This window comes from Lentzea sp. NPDC051208 (assembly GCF_040682435.1).
GTDB classification, from domain to species: Bacteria; Actinomycetota; Actinomycetes; order Mycobacteriales; family Pseudonocardiaceae; genus Lentzea; species Lentzea kristufekii.
Map to the genome: position 1 here is coordinate 386984 of NZ_JBFBAW010000006.1, position 16814 is coordinate 403797.

Consider the following 16814-nt stretch of genomic DNA (forward strand, 5'->3'; position numbering starts at 1 on the left):
ATGGTCGCCGTCGCCGCCCCTCGGCAGCTACCCCGGGTGTTCCAGCACAAGAAGTCGCTGATCTTCGCCGGCATCGTGCTGGCCTGGCTGGTGCTGTGGCTGGTGTTCCGCAACGTCGGGACGCTCGCGCTCGGTGCCGCCGACCTCACCCCGTTGCACCGGTGGATCAACGACGTCAACGACGCCGTGGGCGCGTCCAGGAACTCCAACCCGCTGTTCCTGTACTTCTTCAACGAGATCCGGCTCGTCATCGACGAGTTCGTGACCTTCATCCAGGCCCTGATCGCGCAGCCGTCGTTCGGCCGGCCCGTGCCGGTGATCGGCTGGCTCGGCGTGGTCGCGATCGCCGGCTTCGTCAGCCTCGCGGTGGCCGGCTGGCGGATCGCGCTGCTCGCCGTCGCGGGTTTCGTGTTCCTCGGCCTGCAGGGGTTGTGGCAGGAGAGCATGGACACGCTTTCGCTGACGCTCGCCGCGGTCGTGATCTCGTTGCTCGTCGGCATCCCGCTGGGAATCTGGGCGGGACTGTCCGATCGGGCCAACCGCGTCCTGACGCCGGTGCTCGACTTCATGCAGACGATGCCGACGTTCGTCTACCTGGCGCCGTTGACGTTGTTCTTCCTGATCGGCCCGGCCTCGGCCACGATCGCGACGCTGATCTACGCGGCACCGCCCGCGATCCGGATCACCACGCACGCCATCCGCTCCGTACCGCGCAACACCGTCGAGGCGAGCGAGTCGCTCGGTGCCACGTGGCAGCAGACGCTGGTGAAGGTGCTGCTCCCGTCCGCCCGCAAGACCATCGTGCTCGGCGTCAACCAGACGATCATGGCCGCGCTGGCCATGGTCACGATCGCCGCGCTGATCGACGCGCCGGGCCTCGGCAAGACCGTCGTGAAGGCGTTGCAGACCCTCGACGTCGGCACGGCGTTCAACGCGGGCCTCGCGATCGTCGTGCTGGCGATCGTGCTGGACCGCGTGACAACCGCCGCCGCGAGCGAGCGCCGCAGGCTTCCGCGCTGGGCGCTGTTCGGAGGCCTCGGCATCACCGGCGTCTGCGTCTACCTCTCCTACACCTACCTGTGGGCCGCCGAGTTCCAGACGGACGTGGAGATCGGCAGTTCGATCCGCAAGGGCACGACCGCCGTGACGGAGTGGGCGCAGGACTCGCTGCCGGTGATCACGGACGGCTTCAAGGACTTCGTCACGTTCGCCTTGATCAACCCGCTGCAGGCGTTGCTGGCCGAGTCGCCGTGGTTCCTGGTGGCACTGGTGATCGTCGCGCTGTCGTTCATGATCGGCGGCGTGCGGCCCGCGATCGTCTCCGCCGTCTGCATCGGCCTGCTGATCGCGACCGGCCTCTGGCAGGACTCGATGATCACGCTGGCGTCCACGCTGGTCGCCACGATCATGGTGATGATCTTGGGCGTCGTCGTGGGTGTCTGGATGGGACGGAGCAGGCGAGCCGACCGGTTCATCCGGCCGGTCCTCGACGCCGCGCAGGTCATGCCCGCCTTCGTCTACCTGGTGCCCTTCCTGGCGTTGTTCTCCGCGTCGCGCTTCACCGCGATCATCGCGGCCGTGGTGTTCGCGGCACCGGTGGCCATCAAGATCATCGCGGACGGCATCCGCGCGGTGTCGCCCGCGACCGTCGAGGCGTCCACGGCGCTGGGGTCGAGTTCGTGGCAGACGATCGTGAAGGTGCAACTGCCCATGGCGCGCGGCGCGCTGACCCTCGCCGCCAACCAGGGCCTGATCTACGTGCTCTCGATGGTCGTCGTCGGCGGTCTCGTCGGCGCCGGCGCGCTCGGTTACGACGTGGTGGCCGGGTTCTCCCAGGGCCAGTTGTACGGCAAGGGGCTCGCGGCCGGTGTCGCGATCGTCGTGCTGGGCGTGATGCTCGACCGCCTCACCCAGGCGGCCGCCAAGCGGTGGACCAACTAGGAGGTCTGGAAAGTGGCTAGGCACAGCGTGCTGGGAGCAGTGCTCGTGGGAGCACTCGCCCTTGCTGGTTGCGGTGGCGCCAAGGTCGGTGACACCTCCTCGGGTGCGACCGGCGACTGCGGCACGTTCAACCTCGCGATCAACCCGTGGGTCGGTTACGAGGCGAACGCGGCCGTGCTCGCGTACGTGGCCGAGAAGGAACTCAAGTGCAAGGTCACCAAGAAGGAGCTCAAGGAAGAGGTGGCCTGGCAGGGCTTCGGCACCGGTGAGGTCGACGCCGTGGTGGAGAACTGGGGCCACGACGACCTGCGCAAGAAGTACATCGACGAGCAGAAGACCGCCGTCAGCGCGGGGTCCACGGGCGTGAAGGGGCAGATCGGCTGGTACGTGCCGCCGTGGCTCGCCAAGGAGCACCCCGACATCCTCGACTGGAACAACCTCAACACCTACGCCGACAAGTTCAAGACCTCGGAGTCCGGCGACAAGGGCCAGCTGCTCGACGGCGACCCGTCGTTCGTGACCAACGACGAGGCGCTGGTGAAGAACCTGAACCTCAACTACAAGGTCGTCTACGGCGGCAGCGAGACCGCGCTGATCCAGGCCTTCCGCCAGGCGGAGAAGGACAAGAAGTGGGTCCTCGGCTACTTCTACTCGCCGCAGTGGCTGCTCAACGAGATCAAGCTGGAGAAGGTGAAGCTGCCCGCGTACACGCCGGGCTGTGACGCCGACGCCGAGAAGATCGCCTGCGACTACCCCGACTACGACCTCGACAAGATCGTGTCGAAGAAGTTCGCCGATGCCAACGGCCCGGCCGCCCAGCTGGTCAAGAACTTCAAGTGGACCAACGAGGACCAGAACACCGTGGCGAAGTACATCGCCGAGGACAAGATGAAGCCCGAGGACGCCGCCAAGAAGTGGGTGGACGCCAACGCCGACAAGGTCAAGGCGTGGCTGCCCAAGGCCTAGTCAGAGCATGAGCCGTAGGGGGTGTGGTTCCTGGACGAGAGGAACCGCACCCCCTACGACTACCCCCGGCATCATGCAGCCTGTTGTCCGGCGGGAACCTCAGGCTCGTGGCGATGTGTCACGCGGTGCCACCACGAACGCTGCTTCCCGCCGTGGAGGTAGTACTCCCGCGCCCGGCGAGCGTCCTCCCGCAGGGCTTCCTGCCGGTAGTCCATCTCCGCCTTGATCGCTTCGGGCGTCCATTCCATCCGACTCACTCCTCAGTTCGTCTTTCCTGATGACGATGAGATTGCGCCTGAGGGGTGACCCCTTACATCGGACGATCACGCAAGGTCGCGCCGTGAGCCCCCTTACCCAGGGGCCGCCTGCAGACAAAAGGGCCCTCCCTCCACGACCTGAGGGGTCGCGGCGGGAGGGCCTGTCAGTCCTCGCGCTAGGGCGTGTCCCGTAAGTCTCGTCCGCGATAGTCGCGGCCGAGGGCCCCGGAGACGGCACCGCCGCAAAGCCCGAATACGCCCGGTATGAGGGCATTGCGGCGGCACCGCCTCCGGGACTCTCGACCGTGACTCTCATCGAACGGACTCACGGGACACGCCCTAGCTGATCGCCGCGTTCGCGGGCGTCGTGGCCGCCGCGCGCACCGCGGTGACGGCGACGAGCTCGTTGTCCGCCGGCTGCGCGTCGTCGTACTCCCAGCGGTTCAGCTCCGCCACGAGCTTGAACTCCACCTGGCCCGCGGCCGCGTCGGCCGCCGTGTAGGTGTAGGCGAACGGGAACTCGACCTTGCCGGTGGGCGACGCCGCCACGCGCTGCGTCAGGTACCCGATCTCCTCGTAGTAGCCGCTCGTCGTCTTGCGCTTCAGCGAGACGCGGACGTCCTCGTCGTAGCGCGTGTTGGTGACCGACACCTTGATCCGCTTGGTGTCGCCGGCGCGGGCGGTGGCCGGCAGGGACAGCCAGGTCAGCTTGACGTCGTGCGTCGTCACCTCCAGCACCTGCTCGGTCGTGCCGGTCCGGCCGTCCTTCGTGGTCCCGGTGACGCGGACGGTGTACTTGCCGTCCTTGGCGTAGCGGTGGCCGACGGCCTGCGTGCCGGTGAACGGCGAGGTGGCGCCGTCACCGAACTGGATCTCGCCGCCGACCAGCTCGCGGCTGAGCGGATCCCCTGCGTAGGGCGAGAACTGGACGTCGTCGAACGTGGACGGCCGGTCGGGGGTCGCGTACGCGCTGGGCTTGATGGCGGGAGCGTTCACGAGGTTCAGCTCGAACTGGCCCGCCTGCTCGACGTTGTGGGCGGCGCGGATCAGGTAGCTCTCACCGGCGGTCGCGAGGAACACCGGACCGTAGTAGTCCGACGCGCCCGCACAGTCCAGTTCGGACAGACCGGTCGCGCGGTGGACGCTCAGCACGGTGTAGCCGCTCGCCCGGGTCACCTGCACCGAGCGGGTGCGGTCCGGGGTGTAGCGGTACCAGACGGACTGGCCGGCGCCGGGATCGCAGCTCGCCATGAGCTCGTCCGGCTCGCTGGTCGCCCGGCGCAGGTCGCCCTCCAGCGTCGCGGGGAACCCGGTGACGGCCGCCGACGCGCGGTCGTCGTTGGCCGCGGCCGGGATCGTCGTGAGGTCGAAGGTGAACTCACGACCGTTCCACGCGTAGCTCTCGATGAGGGCGAAGTGGTAGGTCGTGCCTGCCTTCACCGGGAACACGTCGGCGGAGAACCCGGTGTAGTAGGTGCAGGCGCCCGGCACCAGCGCGAGCGCACCGCGATCGCCGGTGTAGACGCCGATGGCGGGTCCGCCGGAGGAGGAGACGCGCAGGAATCCGTCCTCCTGCGCGGTGTAGCGCGTCCACACGGTCGACTCGCCCCAGTAGTGGCACGCGGTCGGGTCGTCAGCGGACTTGGTGGCGCCGATGGTGCTGATCTTCGCGCTGAACGGCAGCGCGGTGATCGTCGTGGCGTTGCCGAAGTCGTCGTTCGGGGGCGGGTCGGCGGCGAGAGCGACGCCGGGCAGCAGGGCGGTCGCCAGCGCGACCGCCATCGTGGCGATGAACGTTCTCTTCATGTTGTCCCCCAGTCAGTTCATGGCCGAGTTGGTCACGGCGGCCGGACGCACGGTCGTGGCGATCGAGATGACCTCGTTGTCCAGCGTCCGGGCGTCCTGCACCGGGTACTGCAGTGACGCCACCGCGCGGAAGGCCACCTTGCCCATCACCGCGTCCTCGGGGGTGAACGTGTAGGAGAACGGGAACTGCACCTTGCGGGTGGGGTGCGCGGCCACGTCGAGCGTCAGCTTGCCGACCTCGGTCCACGACGAGCCGTTGGACCGGTAGAGCGTCACGGCCGTCTTCTCCAGGTACCGCGTGTTCGCCACGTGCACCGTGATCGGCTTGCTCTCGCCCGCTCTCGCGGACGTCGGCACGACGAACTTCGTGATGCCCACGTCGTGGGTCTCGATCTTGACCTGACCGGTGACGGTGGCGGTGCGCCCATCGGCCGTAGTCGCCTTCATGCTCACCTGGTAGGTGCCGTCGGCCTGGTAGCGGTGGGCCACCGAACCCTTCTGCGCCGGGAGCGTCGTGCCGTCGCCGAAGTTCCACTCGGAGGTGAGCTCGCCGTCGACGGGGTTGTACGAGCCGGGGTGGAACACCACGTCGCTGTAGACGGTGTTGCCGTTGCCGCTGAGGCCCATGTACGGCTGCAGGGGCGGTGCCTCGGTCAAGCTCACCGAGATCGGCTGGTAGTTGCGGTGCGCGGCGGTGAAGCGCAGGTAGTAGGTCGTGCCCGGAGTCGCCCGGAAGACCGCGCGCTGCACGACGTTGCCGTCGGCGCAGGTGACCTGGGTGAGCGCGGCGATGTCGCTGCCGGTGTACACCGTGACGGCCGCCGTGCTGCCCTGGACCTTCGGCACCACGGACAGAGCCTCCGCCGGAGCCGTGTAGGAGTACCAGACCGAAGGCCGCTGCTCCTCGTACACGCAGGTCGACTCGGGCTCGTCTGCCTCGGACGACGCCACGGTCACGTCCGGCTGCGCGGTGAACGGCAGCGTGACGGGCTGGGCCTGGGCGAAGTGGTCGTTGGGCGCCGGGGCGACCCGGTCGAGCGCGAACTTCAGCGTGCCGCCGTAGCCACCGACGGCGAAGTGGTAGGTGGTGCCGGCCACGGCCCGGAACGTGATCGGCGACGAGGCACCGGTGCTGCACGCCTCGTCCACCCCGCGCAGCTCACCGCGCAGGCCCGTGTTGGCCGACATGATCATGCTCTGGGTGCTGCCCGCGGTCGTGGCGCGCAGCAGCACGTCCTCGGTGGGCGTGTAGGAGTACCAGACCGAGCGGTCGACGGACGTCTGGCACCAGTACGGGTCGTCCGCTGCCCTCGTCGCGCCGCTGATGTCCTGCTCGTCGCTGAACGGCAGAGTCGTGACCTGTGTGGACGCCGAGAAGTCGTCATTGGACGGTGGTGCCGCGTGTGCCACACCCGGCACCAGCACCCCCACCAGCACGGCGGCCGCGACCGCCAGCGATCTTGCAGAAGGCATGCGAAAGTTCCCCCAAAGCCCCAGATCCCCAGCCTCCGATGGCTGGGGCTACCCCGACCCTTAATCGCATGAGGCGGGGTGCGCGTTGCACACCCCGCCCCAATTACGCCGTACGGCCTACTTCTGCATGGCCGTCACGTCCGCGGCCCACCGCCACGGCTCGGTGGTGCCGCCGGGCAGCGAGTTGAAGTACTCCCAGCCCGCCACGCCACCGAAGTTCGGGTACTTGGTCTTGAGGCTGGTGACGGTGTTCTTCAGCGTCGTCATGCTCACGTAGCCCGACCCGCCGTTGGCCGTGCTGGTGAGGGTGCCGAGCACGACCTTGTTCGCCGGGATCACCCGCCGGTTGATGATCTGGTCGTAGTTGGCGGTGCTGCCCGCGTTGCCCCAGCCGTTGTAGAACTGGCCGTTGAACCACGCGATCTTCGAGCCGTGGCTGCGGTACAGGTCCTCGTAGTTGAAGCCGGACAGGTTGCCGCCGCCCCACAGCGCACTCGCCACCGGTGAGAGCGTGACGATGAAGTTCGCGCCGAAGTCGGCCTTGAGCTGGTCGATCACCCGCCGGATGCCCGCGATCGACATCCGCTCCTCGACGTCGAGGTCGACGCCGTTGAGCCTGTAGGTGCGGATCGTGTCGCGCAGCAACGGGTAGTACTCGGAGAACCGGGTGTCGAGCCGTTGGAACGAGCCCGGCGCCGCGCCACCGACCATGCCGATCACGTTGACACCGCGGGCCTGCATCGCGGCGAGGTCCTGCCACATCTGCGTGTACCGCGAGTGCGACGGCGGGTGGTCGTTGAGGTGGACGATCTTGTTGTCGTTGAGGTGGATCGCGGCGACGAGGACGTCCGTGACGCCGGTGTTGCGGTCGACCAGGGGCTTGGGCGAGACGTACGTGCCGGTCGCGCCGTTGCTGTACTGGGTCTGGTAGTAGACGACGGTTCGCTTCTGGGTAGCCGCCTGGGCCGGTGGCGCGGCGAGCGCCACCAGCAGCAGGGCGAGGAACAGCTTCTTCATGCGTCACCTCGTGAATCGCAGGGTGATCACTTGGAACGGACGCAGCACCACCTCGGCCGGCGCGTCGGCCAGGGGCCGTTCGAGCAGGTCGGTCTCCTGGATTCCCGTGTGGGCGAAGGAGGTGCTGATCGAGGCGCGGGCACGGCCGCCGTGCGCCTCGTAGAGCCGGACGACGACGTCGCCCGACCGGTCGTCGGCCAGCTTCACGGCCTCGACCCTCACCGCCGGGTTGTCCGTGCGCACCAACGGTTCCGGTGCGTGCGAACCCCGGACGGTCCGCGGCGGCAGGTTGATGCGGTACCCGGCGTCGATCGCCTCCGGGATGCCCGCGCCGACCACGAGGGCGTAGCGGAAGCGGTGCTCGCCCTGGTCGGTCTCGGGGTCGGGGAACCTCGGTGCGCGCAGCAGGGACAGGCGCACGGTCGTGGTGGTTCCGCCGTCGTCACGGGTGGTGCGGGTGACCTCGTGGCCGTAGGTCGAGTCGTTGACCACCGCGACGCCGTAGCCGGGTTCGCCGACGTGCAGGTAGCGGTGGGCGCAGATCTCGAACTTCGCCGCCTCCCACGAGGTGTTCGTGTGCACCGGGCGGTGCAGGTGACCGAACTGCGTCTCGGCCGTCGAGACCTCGGCGCGCAGGTCGAGCGGGAACGCGATCTTGAGCAGCTTCTCCCGTTCCTGCCAGTCCACCTCGGTGTCGAAGTCGACCTGCTTGGCGCCCTCCCGCAGCCGGATGGTCTGGGTGAGCACCGAGTCGCCGAACTTCGCCCGGACGATCACGCCGTCCTCCGCGTCGACGCGTTCGGACGGGACCAGGTCAGCCTTCCAGTTGCGGTAGAACGGGTCGATGTCCCAGGCGTCCCACTGGTTCGGGTTGTCCCGGTGCAGTTGCGGCATGCCCGCGAACCCGTGCGGCGGCAGGACTTCGCGGTCCTCTTCGAGGTCGAGGATCGAGAGCACGATGCCGTCGGCGTCGATCGTGACGCGCAGCCTTCCGTTGTCCAGCACGCCGTCGGCCGGTGTCACGAACGGCTCAGGGGCGTCGCCACCGAGCACGTCGAACGTCAGCTCGTCGTCCCCGTCACCCTTCAGCGCGTCGATCGCCCGGGCCGTCAGGGCCTTCAGCTCGGACGCCACGCGGGCGTAGGTGGCCTCGGCTTCGCGGTGCACCCAGGCGATCGAGCTGCCCGGCAGGATGTCGTGGAACTGGTGCAGCAGCACGGTCTTCCACAACCGGTCGAGGTCGTCGTACGGGTACTCGTGGCCGGCCAGAGCCGCCGCGACGGACCAGTGCTCGGCCTCGCGCAGCAGGTGTTCGCTGCGGCGGTTGCCCTGCTTGGTCTTGGCCTGGGTGGTGTAGGTGGCGCGGTGCTTCTCCAGGTACAGCTCGCCTGCCCACACCGGCGCGTCCGGGTACTCGTCCTGCGCGGCCTGGAAGAACTCGCGCGGGGGCTCCACCCGAACGGTCGGTGAGCCTTCGAGGTCCGCGACGCGGTGCGCGGTCTCCATCATCTCGCGGGTGGGGCCGCCACCGCCGTCGCCGTAGCCGAACGGCACCAGCGACCGCGAAGCCTTGGCGTGCTCGGCGAACTGCCTCGAAGCGCGCGCCAGTTCCTGGCCGGACAGCGACGAGTTGTAGGTGTCGACGGGCGGGAAGTGCGTGAAGATCCGCGTGCCGTCGATGCCCTCCCACCAGAACGTGTGGTGCGGGAACTTGTTGATCTGGTTCCACGACAGCTTCTGGGTGAGGAACCAGCGCGAGCCCGACAGCTTGATCAGCTGGGGGAGCGCCGCGCTGTAGCCGAACGAGTCCGGCAGCCAGACCTCCTCGGTCTCGACGCCGAAGTTGTCGAGGAAGAAGCGCTTGCCGTGCACCAGCTGGCGGGCCATCGCCTCGCCGCCGGGCATGTTCGTGTCCGACTCGACCCACATGCCGCCGACCGGCACGAACTGCCCGGTCCGGACTTTCTCGCGGACGCGGTCCCAGACGTGCGGGTGGTGTTCCTTCATCCACGCGTACTGCTGGGCCTGCGAGCACGCGAAGTAGAAGTCCGGGTACTCGTCCATCAGCTTGGTGACGTTCGAGAACGTGCGCGCGCATTTGCGGACGGTCTCCCGCAGCGGCCACAGCCAGGCCGAGTCGATGTGGGCGTGACCGATCGCCGAGACCTTGTGCGCGGAGGCGTTGGCGGGCAACGCCAGCACGCCGGCCAGTTCCGCACGGGCCTGCTCGGCGGTCGCGGCGACCTCGTTGAGGTCCAGCGCGTCCATCGCCCGGTCCAGCGCGTGCAGGACCTTGTGCCGGCGCGGGTCGTGGCCCGGCAGTTCCCTCATCAGCGACTGCAGCACCTCGATGTCGAGCATCAGGTGCCACACCTGCGGCTGGAACACCGCGAGCTCGGCCTTGAGGATCTTGTACAACGGCTCGGTGCCCGCCGTCTCCTTGTCGCCCAGCGGGGTCGGCAGGAACGGGTGGAAGTCGAGGATCGTCGGGTTGCCGGCCGCCTCCAGGTAGAAGAGGATCTCGCGGCCGTCGACGGGCAGGTAGGTGTTGCGCGGCTCGATGCCCTTGATGGGCAGGCCGTCCGCCGTGTACGCGAGGCCTTCGGACTGGAAGCCGGGGCCGGGGTGGGTGAAGCCGAGGTCCAGCACGACCTCGACCTGCCTGCCCTGCCACGACTCCGGGACGCTGCCGGTCAGCCGGAACCAGCTCGTGCTCCAGGGCGCGCCCCAAGCGTCGCCGACGTTGGCCGGTTCGTAGGTGGCCCGCAGCGCTTCGGCGACCGGGACGGGCTCGTCGGGCACGGTCCAGACGGCGAGTTCCAGCGGCGCGGTCTCGCCGTAGACGGCCGGGCGGATGCGTTCCTTCAGCGTGCGGTCGAGTCGTTCTTCCAGCAGAGCGCGTTCGTCGTGCACGTCTTCACCCCAGTTCGATCGAGGCCCGCACGCCGTCCCGCGCGAGGCTCATCCACTCTTCGAAGAAAGCACCGCCCGGTCCCCACGAGGGCCGGTCGCCGTGCAGCTTGATCGGCGTGCGCTCGACCGGCTCGTGCGCCGCCTCGCGCACGATCCGGGCGATCGCCTCGCCGAGCGGCTTGACCTCGCGTTCCGTCGTCAGCAACCCCAACTCGTACTCGCGTTCGGGGAAGTCCACCAACGCACGGTCGACGTCGTGCGAGCACCACCACGTGACGCCCCACAGGTTCGAGCAGGTCAGCACGTTCGCAAGCGTTTGCTCGGCGAACTGCGGCGCCTGCTCGGCGGTGATCTCGGGCTGGGCGGCGCCGACCTCCTGCAGCCACACGGGCCGGTGCGGGTCCTCGGCGTGCGCCTTCGCCAGTTCGACGAGGTACTCGGCGTGATGAACGCTCTCCGGTGACATCGATCCGTAGCGCTGCGCGGTGCCGTTGAAGACCCACGAGTGCACGGTCGTCATCGCGCCCTTGTTGGCGGCGTGCTCCGGCAGGAACGCGTGCTCGCTCTCGTACCAGACAGCGTCGTACTCGGAATGGACGTGCGGGAAACCGGGGGCGGCCTTCTCGCACTCGTCGAGCAGCGCGTCGATCCACTCGCCGGCCTGTGCGGGCGCGCAGGGGTTCGACTCGGTGAGCAGGTTGACCTCGTTGCCCAGGGTGAAGCCGAGGAAGCCGGGCTTGTCCCTCAGTGCCTCGGCGAGCGTGCGGACGTAGAACCGCTGCCCGTCGATGACGTCGGGGTCGGTGAAGATGTTGCGGCGGTGCCAGGTCTGCACCCACGACGGGTAGAAGTCGAAGCTCGACAGGTGGCCCTGCAGCACGTCGACCTGCACGTCCAGGCCTGTCTCGTGGGCCGCGTCGAGCATCTCGGCGAGCTGCTCGACGGCCTTGGGGCGGACCAGGCCCCTGTTGGGCTGGAACACCGGCCACAGCGGGAAGACCCGCACGTGGTCGAGGCCGAGGCCCGCGATGGACTCGAAGTCGGCTTTGACGTCGTCGAGCGAGAAGTCGAGCCAGTGGTGGAACCAGCCGTGGGAAGGGGTGTAGTTCACGCCGAAACGCAACGCCGAACTCCTTCTGGGGATCATCCCTTGATCGCGCCTTCTCCCACTCCGCGGAAGAAGTGCTTCTGCAGCAACAGGAACAGCAGGATCAGCGGTACGACGGCGATGATCGTGCCCGCCGCGACCAGCCGCTGGTTCTGCACGAACGTGCCCTGGAGGTACGCCAGGCCGATGGTGAGCGTGTACTTCTCCTGGTCGCTCAGCACGATGAGCGGCCACAGGAAGTCGTCCCAGCTGAACATGAACGAGAACAGCGCCACCACGACCAGCGTGCCCTTCACCGACGGCAGCGCGAGTCGGGTGAAGCGCTGCCACGCGTTGGCGCCGTCGATGATCGCGGCCTCCTCGACCTCGGCGGGCAGCGCGAGGAAGGCGTTGCGCAGCAACAGGACGTTGAGCGCGGCGATCGCGCCGGGCAGCACGACGCCGGTGAGGGTGTTGGTGAGCCCGAACCCGCGCATCACCAGGAACAGTGAGATCATGATCGCTTCGAACGGCACCAGGATGCTGCTCGCGAAGATCACCGCGGCGAACCTGCGGCCGCGGAACTTCAGCCGTGCCAGGGCGTAGCCGGCCATGGCGGCGCCGAGGCAGTTCGTGACGACGTTGACGCTCGCGACACCGAGCGAGTTGAGCGCGAACGTCCAGACCGGCACGACATCGGCGACCGCGGCGTAGTTGCCGAACGTCGGGTCGTCCGGGATGAAGTCGGGGACGAAGACGTCCTCGGCCGGTCCCTTGATGCTCGTGGCGAACTGCCACAGGAACGGCCCGATGCTGATCGCGAGGATCGTGAGGAGCCCGAGGTAGCGCAGTGCGAGGTGGAGATGGGCGCGCTTCACAGCCGGTCCTCCCTGCGGTTGAGCTTGAGGGTGACCAGCAGCAGTCCCAGCAGGATCACGAACAGCACGATGCTCAGAGCCGACGCGTACCCGACCTCACCGGTCAGCCCGCGGCCGGTGAGCTGGATGAGCATCACCAGCGTGGTGCTCGCCCCGCCCGGGCCGCCGGACCCGCCCGACAGCAGGTAGATCTCGGAGAACACGCGGAACCCGTTGACCGCGCTCAGCGCCGCGACGAGCACCATCGTCGGCCTGATGCTCGGCACGGTGACCGACCAGAACCTCCTGACCGGTCCCGCGCCGTCGACCATCGCGGCCTCGTGCAGGTCCTTCGGCACGTTCGCGAGCGCGGCCAGGTAGATCACCATGTAGTAGCCCAGGCCGCGCCAGATCGTCACCACCATCGAGCTGATCAGCAACAGCGTCGAGTCGGTGAGGAACCCGATCCTGCTGCCGCCCAGCGCCTCCACCACGGTGTTCACCAGGCCGCGGCTGTCGAGCAGCCACGTCCAGATGAGCCCGACCACGACCGTGGACGCGATCACCGGCGTGAAGAACGCCGTCCGGAAGATCCCGATGCCCGGCACGATCTTCTGCGCGAGCATCGCGATCAGCAGCGGCAACAGCACCAGCGGCGGGACGACGCCCACCATGTACAGCGCGCTGTTGCGCGCGGCCGCCCAGAACTTCGGGTCCTGGGCCATCCGCACGAAGTTGTCCACACCGGTGAACCGGCCGCCGCCCAGCGCGCTCGCGTCCGTGAACGCGAGCACGATCATGTTCAGGAACGGGAAGACGACGAACAGCAGGCAGACGGCCAGTCCTGGGGCCAGGAACAGCCACGGCGTGTACGGGCGATGAGTCATGTGCGGCCTACTTGAGGAGCCGGTTGCACTCGGCGACGGCGTCGTTCAGCGCCTGCTTCGGCGACTTCTTGCCCAGCATGGCGTCGGCCAGCTGCTGCAGAAGGGCTTCGCGCATCTGGTCGCTGAACTGCACGGGCGTGTAGTTCACCGCGGTCTTCAGCTGCTTGGCCGCGGCCACCCGCACGCGCGCCTCGTCGGTGCCGTCCTCCGTGGTGAAGTACGGGTCGTCGCCGCCCTTCGACGTGGACGGGAAGATCGAGGCGAGCTTGGCGAACTTCACCTGGTTCTCGGCGTTGGTGACGAACCTGCCGAACGCCAGCGCCGTCGCCTGGTTCTTGCTGCTCTTCGGCACGCTCACGCCGTGCAGGAACATGTTGGCGCTGCCCGTGTTCGTGATGGGCGTGCTGATGCCGATGTTCGCGTAGAGGCTGGGCGCGTCGGTCTTGAACTTGCCGAGGTCGTACGCGCTGCCGGGGTTGAGCGCCGTCTGCTGCGCCATGAACTTCGCGCCGGCGCCGGTGTAGTTCTGCGTGAGCGCCTCGGGAATGAGCGCGCCCGCGTCGTACATGCGCTTGTAGCTCTCGACGAACTCGACGCCCTTGGGCTCGTTGAACGTGAACTTGTCGTTGTCGAACAACTTCACGCCGTACAGCCCGAAGTCGGCGATGCTCGGCGTCTGGCCGAGGATCGCGATCTTCTTCGCGGCGAGCTTGAGCGCCTGCTCCTCGAGTTCCTTGAAGTTCGTCGGCGGCTTGTCCGGGTCCAGGCCCGCCTGGCTGAACAGCGCCTTGTTGTAGAAGATCGGCCCGGTGTTGAGGTACCAGGGGAAGCCGTAGCAGCCGCCCTTGCCGGGGATCTCGAACGCCTGCCAGGCGTTGCCCAGGTACTCGGGCTTGGCGTCCTTGAGCGACTCGTCGAGGTTGACGAGCTGGCCGGCCTTCGCGAGCGGGAAGCTCAGGTCCGGCGGCACGTTGATGACGTCGGGAAGGCTCCCCGCGCTCGCGTCCGCCATGACCTTGGCCAGGTACCCGTCCGCGGGCTGGTCGACCCACTTCACCGAGGTGCCCTGGTGCTGCTTCTGGAAAGCGTCGACGACACCGTTGACGTAGTCGGTGTACTTGGGCTTGAGGGACCAGGTCTGGAACGTGATCTCGCCCGTGACCTGACCGGTTCCCCCGGTCGTGGTGCTGGAAGTACCGGACAGTCCGCATCCTGCGACGGGCACCGCCGCCAGGCCCGCGAGGAACGTGCGCCTCTTCATTGAAAGCCACCTCCTTGGTGGCGGACCCTAGCTAAACCGGTTTATCTCCGGCTAGCCTCCGAACGTCTTGTTGTCTTGTTCCGGACAGGGTGCGGCGCTCGAAGGGCAGTGGGTGAAGAGGCCAACGATCAAGGACATCGCGGCGGCGGCCGGGGTGTCCAAAGGAGCTGTGTCGTTAGCGTTGAACGGACGCTCCGGCGTGTCCGAGTCGACGCGGTCCCGCGTGCTGGAGGTCGCCTCAACGCTGGGGTACCGGCCGTCGGTCACCGCTCGGGCGCTGTCGTCCGCGTCCGCCGACGCGGTGGGGCTGGTGCTGGTGCGGCCGCCCCGTGCCCTGGGGGACGAGGCGTTCTTCTTCCAGCTGATCGCCGGGATGCAGTCCGAGATGTCCTGCGCCCTCCTGCTGCAGGTGGTCTCCTCCCGCGAGGAGGAGATCGAGCTGTACCAGCGGTGGTGGGCCGAGCACCGGGTCGACGGGGTGTTCCTGGTGGATCTGCTGGTGTCGGATCCCCGGGTCGAGCTGATGCCCTCGCTCGGGTTGCCGGCTGTCGTCGTCGGCGGGGCCGGGCACCACGGGGAGCTCGCCTCGGTCTGGGCCGACGACTACGCGGCCATGACCTCCGTGGTGGAGTACCTCAAAGCGTTGGGGCATCGGCGGATCGCCCGCGTGGCCGGGCTGGCGTCGTTGTTGCACACGGTCCGGCGCGACTCGGCGTTCGCGTCGTCCGTTGCGGACGGTGTCGTGGTGGCCGGGGACTACACCGCCGAGTCAGGCGCTCGCGCGACGCGGGAGTTGCTGGGGATGGCCGAGCCGCCAACGGCGATCGTCTACGACAACGACGTGATGGCGGTGGCGGGAGCGGAGGTGGCTGCAGACCTGGGAGTCGCCGTGCCGTCCGAGCTGTCGATCGTGGCCTGGGACGACTCGGTGTTGTGCCAGCACGGGCGGTTGACGGCGTTGTCGCGGGACACGTTCGCGTTCGGCGCTCGGGCGGCTCGGGCGCTGGTGGCCGTGATCGGCGGGGCTTCGCCGACCGACGTCGAGGACGTGCTGCCCGAACTGGTGGTGCGGGGGAGTTCCGGGCCGGCACCGGTGGGGTAGGTGGGGCGGCGGCACCCCACCCACGCGTCAGGTCAGGGAGGCGACCTGGTCGCTCACCACTTGCGCCGCCGCCGACACCAGGGCCGTCACCGCCGGGTTCGTCGAGTTGTCCTGGCGCCAGCCGAACTGCGTGTAGACGCGGAACGTCGGGGACCAGGGCAAGCGGACCAACCTGCCGTCGGCCAGTTCCGAGGACACCGTGACCTCCGGCATCAGGGCGATGCCCAGGCCCGACGCGACCGCACGCTTGGCGGCGTCCACCGAGTCCAGTTCCAGGACCGGCGCGCGGGTGTCGTCGTAGCCGAGGGAGTGTTCGAACAGCTCGTGGTACGAGGCGCCGTTCTCGGCCCGGATCAGGGTGCTGCTGGTGATGTCGTCCTCGGCCAGCGACTGGCGTTGGGTGAGCATGTGGTTCGGGCCCGCGACCATCACCAACGGCTCGGGGCACAGGACCGTGGTCTCCAGGCCCTCGCGCGGTTCGATGGCACCGATGAAGAAGGCGCAGTCGAGTTGGCCGTCGCGCACCGAGTTCAGGTTGTTCAGCGCGTTGCGCGAGTGCAACGAGAGTTGGACCGACGGGTAGCGCCAGCACATGTATTCGATGAGCGGTAGCAGACGGTAGTCGGTCAAACTCTGTGCGGAACCGATGACGAGTTTGCCGTGCGGCTCGCCGTTCATCGTGATGGCTTTTCGGGCCTTTTCGGTGAGGTTGATGATGTTTCGCGCGAACGGGAGGAGTTCCACGCCCGCGGACGTCATCTGGATACCTCTGGGGAGGCGTCGGAAAAGGACGACGCCGAGGGCCTCCTCCAGCGCCTTGATGCGGGTGGTGATGGTCGGCTGCGAGCAGTTGAGCGTGGCAGCGGCCTTGGTGAAGCTCCCTGTCTGAACCACGGTCGTGAACGCGAGAAGCTGGCGTGTCTCCATCAGGCGGATCCTCGGGGTAAAACGGTGCGACGACTTTTTCTCGTTCGTTCCCGTGGTCCTGTTACGGATGGTGCGGGAGCAGTAACGCTACCTGTCAGCCGAGCAGGCGAGATTGGTGCTTATGGAGTCATCTTGATCGGTCGCGAAAGGTGGCTGCCGCCGAAAGAGTGAAATTGCGCGGAGCGCTTTGACGGGCCGTAGCTGGGTGACTCTTTTCAGTTATGCCTTTCGCCAGGCGAACAAAACAACGCCGCCACCCGAGGTGGGTGATGGCGTTGCAGGTGGTGTGGATCAGGCCCTGCAGGCCCCGCCGCCGACGA

The 16814-nt window shown here is 68.0% G+C and carries 13 protein-coding genes; 3 read left to right on the top strand and 10 right to left on the bottom strand.

Annotation, left to right across the window (positions count from 1 at the left end; all coding sequences use genetic code 11):
* Together AB0M48_RS17400 and AB0M48_RS17405 are read left to right on the top strand one after the other, a co-directional pair.
* Complete coding sequence (locus tag AB0M48_RS17400) at positions 1 to 1941, top strand: ABC transporter permease subunit (RefSeq protein ID WP_363842458.1); 1941 nt, start codon at positions 1 to 3, stop codon at positions 1939 to 1941.
* Positions 1942 to 1953: 12 nt separating this feature from the next.
* Positions 1954 to 2907: an ABC transporter substrate-binding protein gene (locus AB0M48_RS17405; protein ID WP_363842461.1), complete on the top strand. Its 954-nt coding sequence runs from the start codon at positions 1954 to 1956 to the stop codon at positions 2905 to 2907.
* A gap of 71 nt (positions 2908 to 2978) precedes the next feature.
* On the opposite strand, the gene AB0M48_RS17410 is transcribed toward AB0M48_RS17405, so the two are convergent.
* The 9 genes from AB0M48_RS17410 to AB0M48_RS17450 all read right to left on the bottom strand — a co-directional run bounded on the left by AB0M48_RS17410 (position 2979) and on the right by AB0M48_RS17450 (position 14465).
* Positions 2979 to 3155: a hypothetical protein gene (locus AB0M48_RS17410; protein WP_363842464.1), complete on the bottom strand. Its 177-nt coding sequence runs from the start codon at positions 3153 to 3155 to the stop codon at positions 2979 to 2981.
* 348 nt (positions 3156 to 3503) lie between these two features.
* Positions 3504 to 4970 carry a PKD domain-containing protein gene (locus tag AB0M48_RS17415; RefSeq protein WP_363842467.1) on the bottom strand — a complete coding sequence of 489 codons (1467 nt, stop codon included), beginning with the start codon at positions 4968 to 4970 and terminating at the stop codon, positions 3504 to 3506.
* A 12-nt stretch (positions 4971 to 4982) separates the two neighbouring features.
* Positions 4983 to 6443 carry a PKD domain-containing protein gene (locus AB0M48_RS17420; protein ID WP_363842470.1) on the bottom strand — a complete coding sequence of 487 codons (1461 nt, stop codon included), beginning with the start codon at positions 6441 to 6443 and terminating at the stop codon, positions 4983 to 4985.
* Between the two features lie 117 nt (positions 6444 to 6560).
* The gene (locus AB0M48_RS17425; protein ID WP_363842473.1) at positions 6561 to 7460 is read right to left on the bottom strand and encodes a glycosyl hydrolase family 18 protein; all 900 of its coding nucleotides are present in this window, start codon (positions 7458 to 7460) and stop codon (positions 6561 to 6563) included.
* A 3-nt stretch (positions 7461 to 7463) separates the two neighbouring features.
* Positions 7464 to 10373 (bottom strand): glycoside hydrolase family 38 C-terminal domain-containing protein, encoded by a 2910-nt coding sequence (locus tag AB0M48_RS17430; protein WP_363842476.1) that lies wholly within the window; start codon positions 10371 to 10373, stop codon positions 7464 to 7466.
* A 4-nt stretch (positions 10374 to 10377) separates the two neighbouring features.
* A complete protein-coding gene (locus AB0M48_RS17435; protein ID WP_363842479.1) occupies positions 10378 to 11496 on the bottom strand; it encodes a glycosyl hydrolase in 1119 nt (372 codons plus the stop codon).
* Positions 11497 to 11516: 20 nt separating this feature from the next.
* Positions 11517 to 12338, bottom strand: coding sequence for a carbohydrate ABC transporter permease (locus tag AB0M48_RS17440; RefSeq protein WP_363842482.1), 822 nt, complete (start codon positions 12336 to 12338; stop codon positions 11517 to 11519).
* Positions 12335 to 13204, bottom strand: coding sequence for a sugar ABC transporter permease (locus tag AB0M48_RS17445; protein WP_363842485.1), 870 nt, complete (start codon positions 13202 to 13204; stop codon positions 12335 to 12337). Before AB0M48_RS17445 ends, AB0M48_RS17440 begins: the two co-directional genes overlap by 4 nt.
* Before the next feature lie 7 nt (positions 13205 to 13211).
* Complete coding sequence (locus AB0M48_RS17450; RefSeq protein ID WP_363842488.1) at positions 13212 to 14465, bottom strand: sugar ABC transporter substrate-binding protein; 1254 nt, start codon at positions 14463 to 14465, stop codon at positions 13212 to 13214.
* A 112-nt stretch (positions 14466 to 14577) separates the two neighbouring features.
* Between AB0M48_RS17450 and AB0M48_RS17455 the strand changes: the two genes are divergently transcribed.
* Positions 14578 to 15567: a LacI family DNA-binding transcriptional regulator gene (locus AB0M48_RS17455; RefSeq protein WP_363842491.1), complete on the top strand. Its 990-nt coding sequence runs from the start codon at positions 14578 to 14580 to the stop codon at positions 15565 to 15567.
* A gap of 27 nt (positions 15568 to 15594) precedes the next feature.
* Here AB0M48_RS17455 and AB0M48_RS17460 read toward each other — a convergent pair whose 3' ends face one another.
* Positions 15595 to 16494 (bottom strand): LysR family transcriptional regulator, encoded by a 900-nt coding sequence (locus AB0M48_RS17460; RefSeq protein WP_319986774.1) that lies wholly within the window; start codon positions 16492 to 16494, stop codon positions 15595 to 15597.
* Positions 16495 to 16814: the final 320 nt, after the last annotated feature.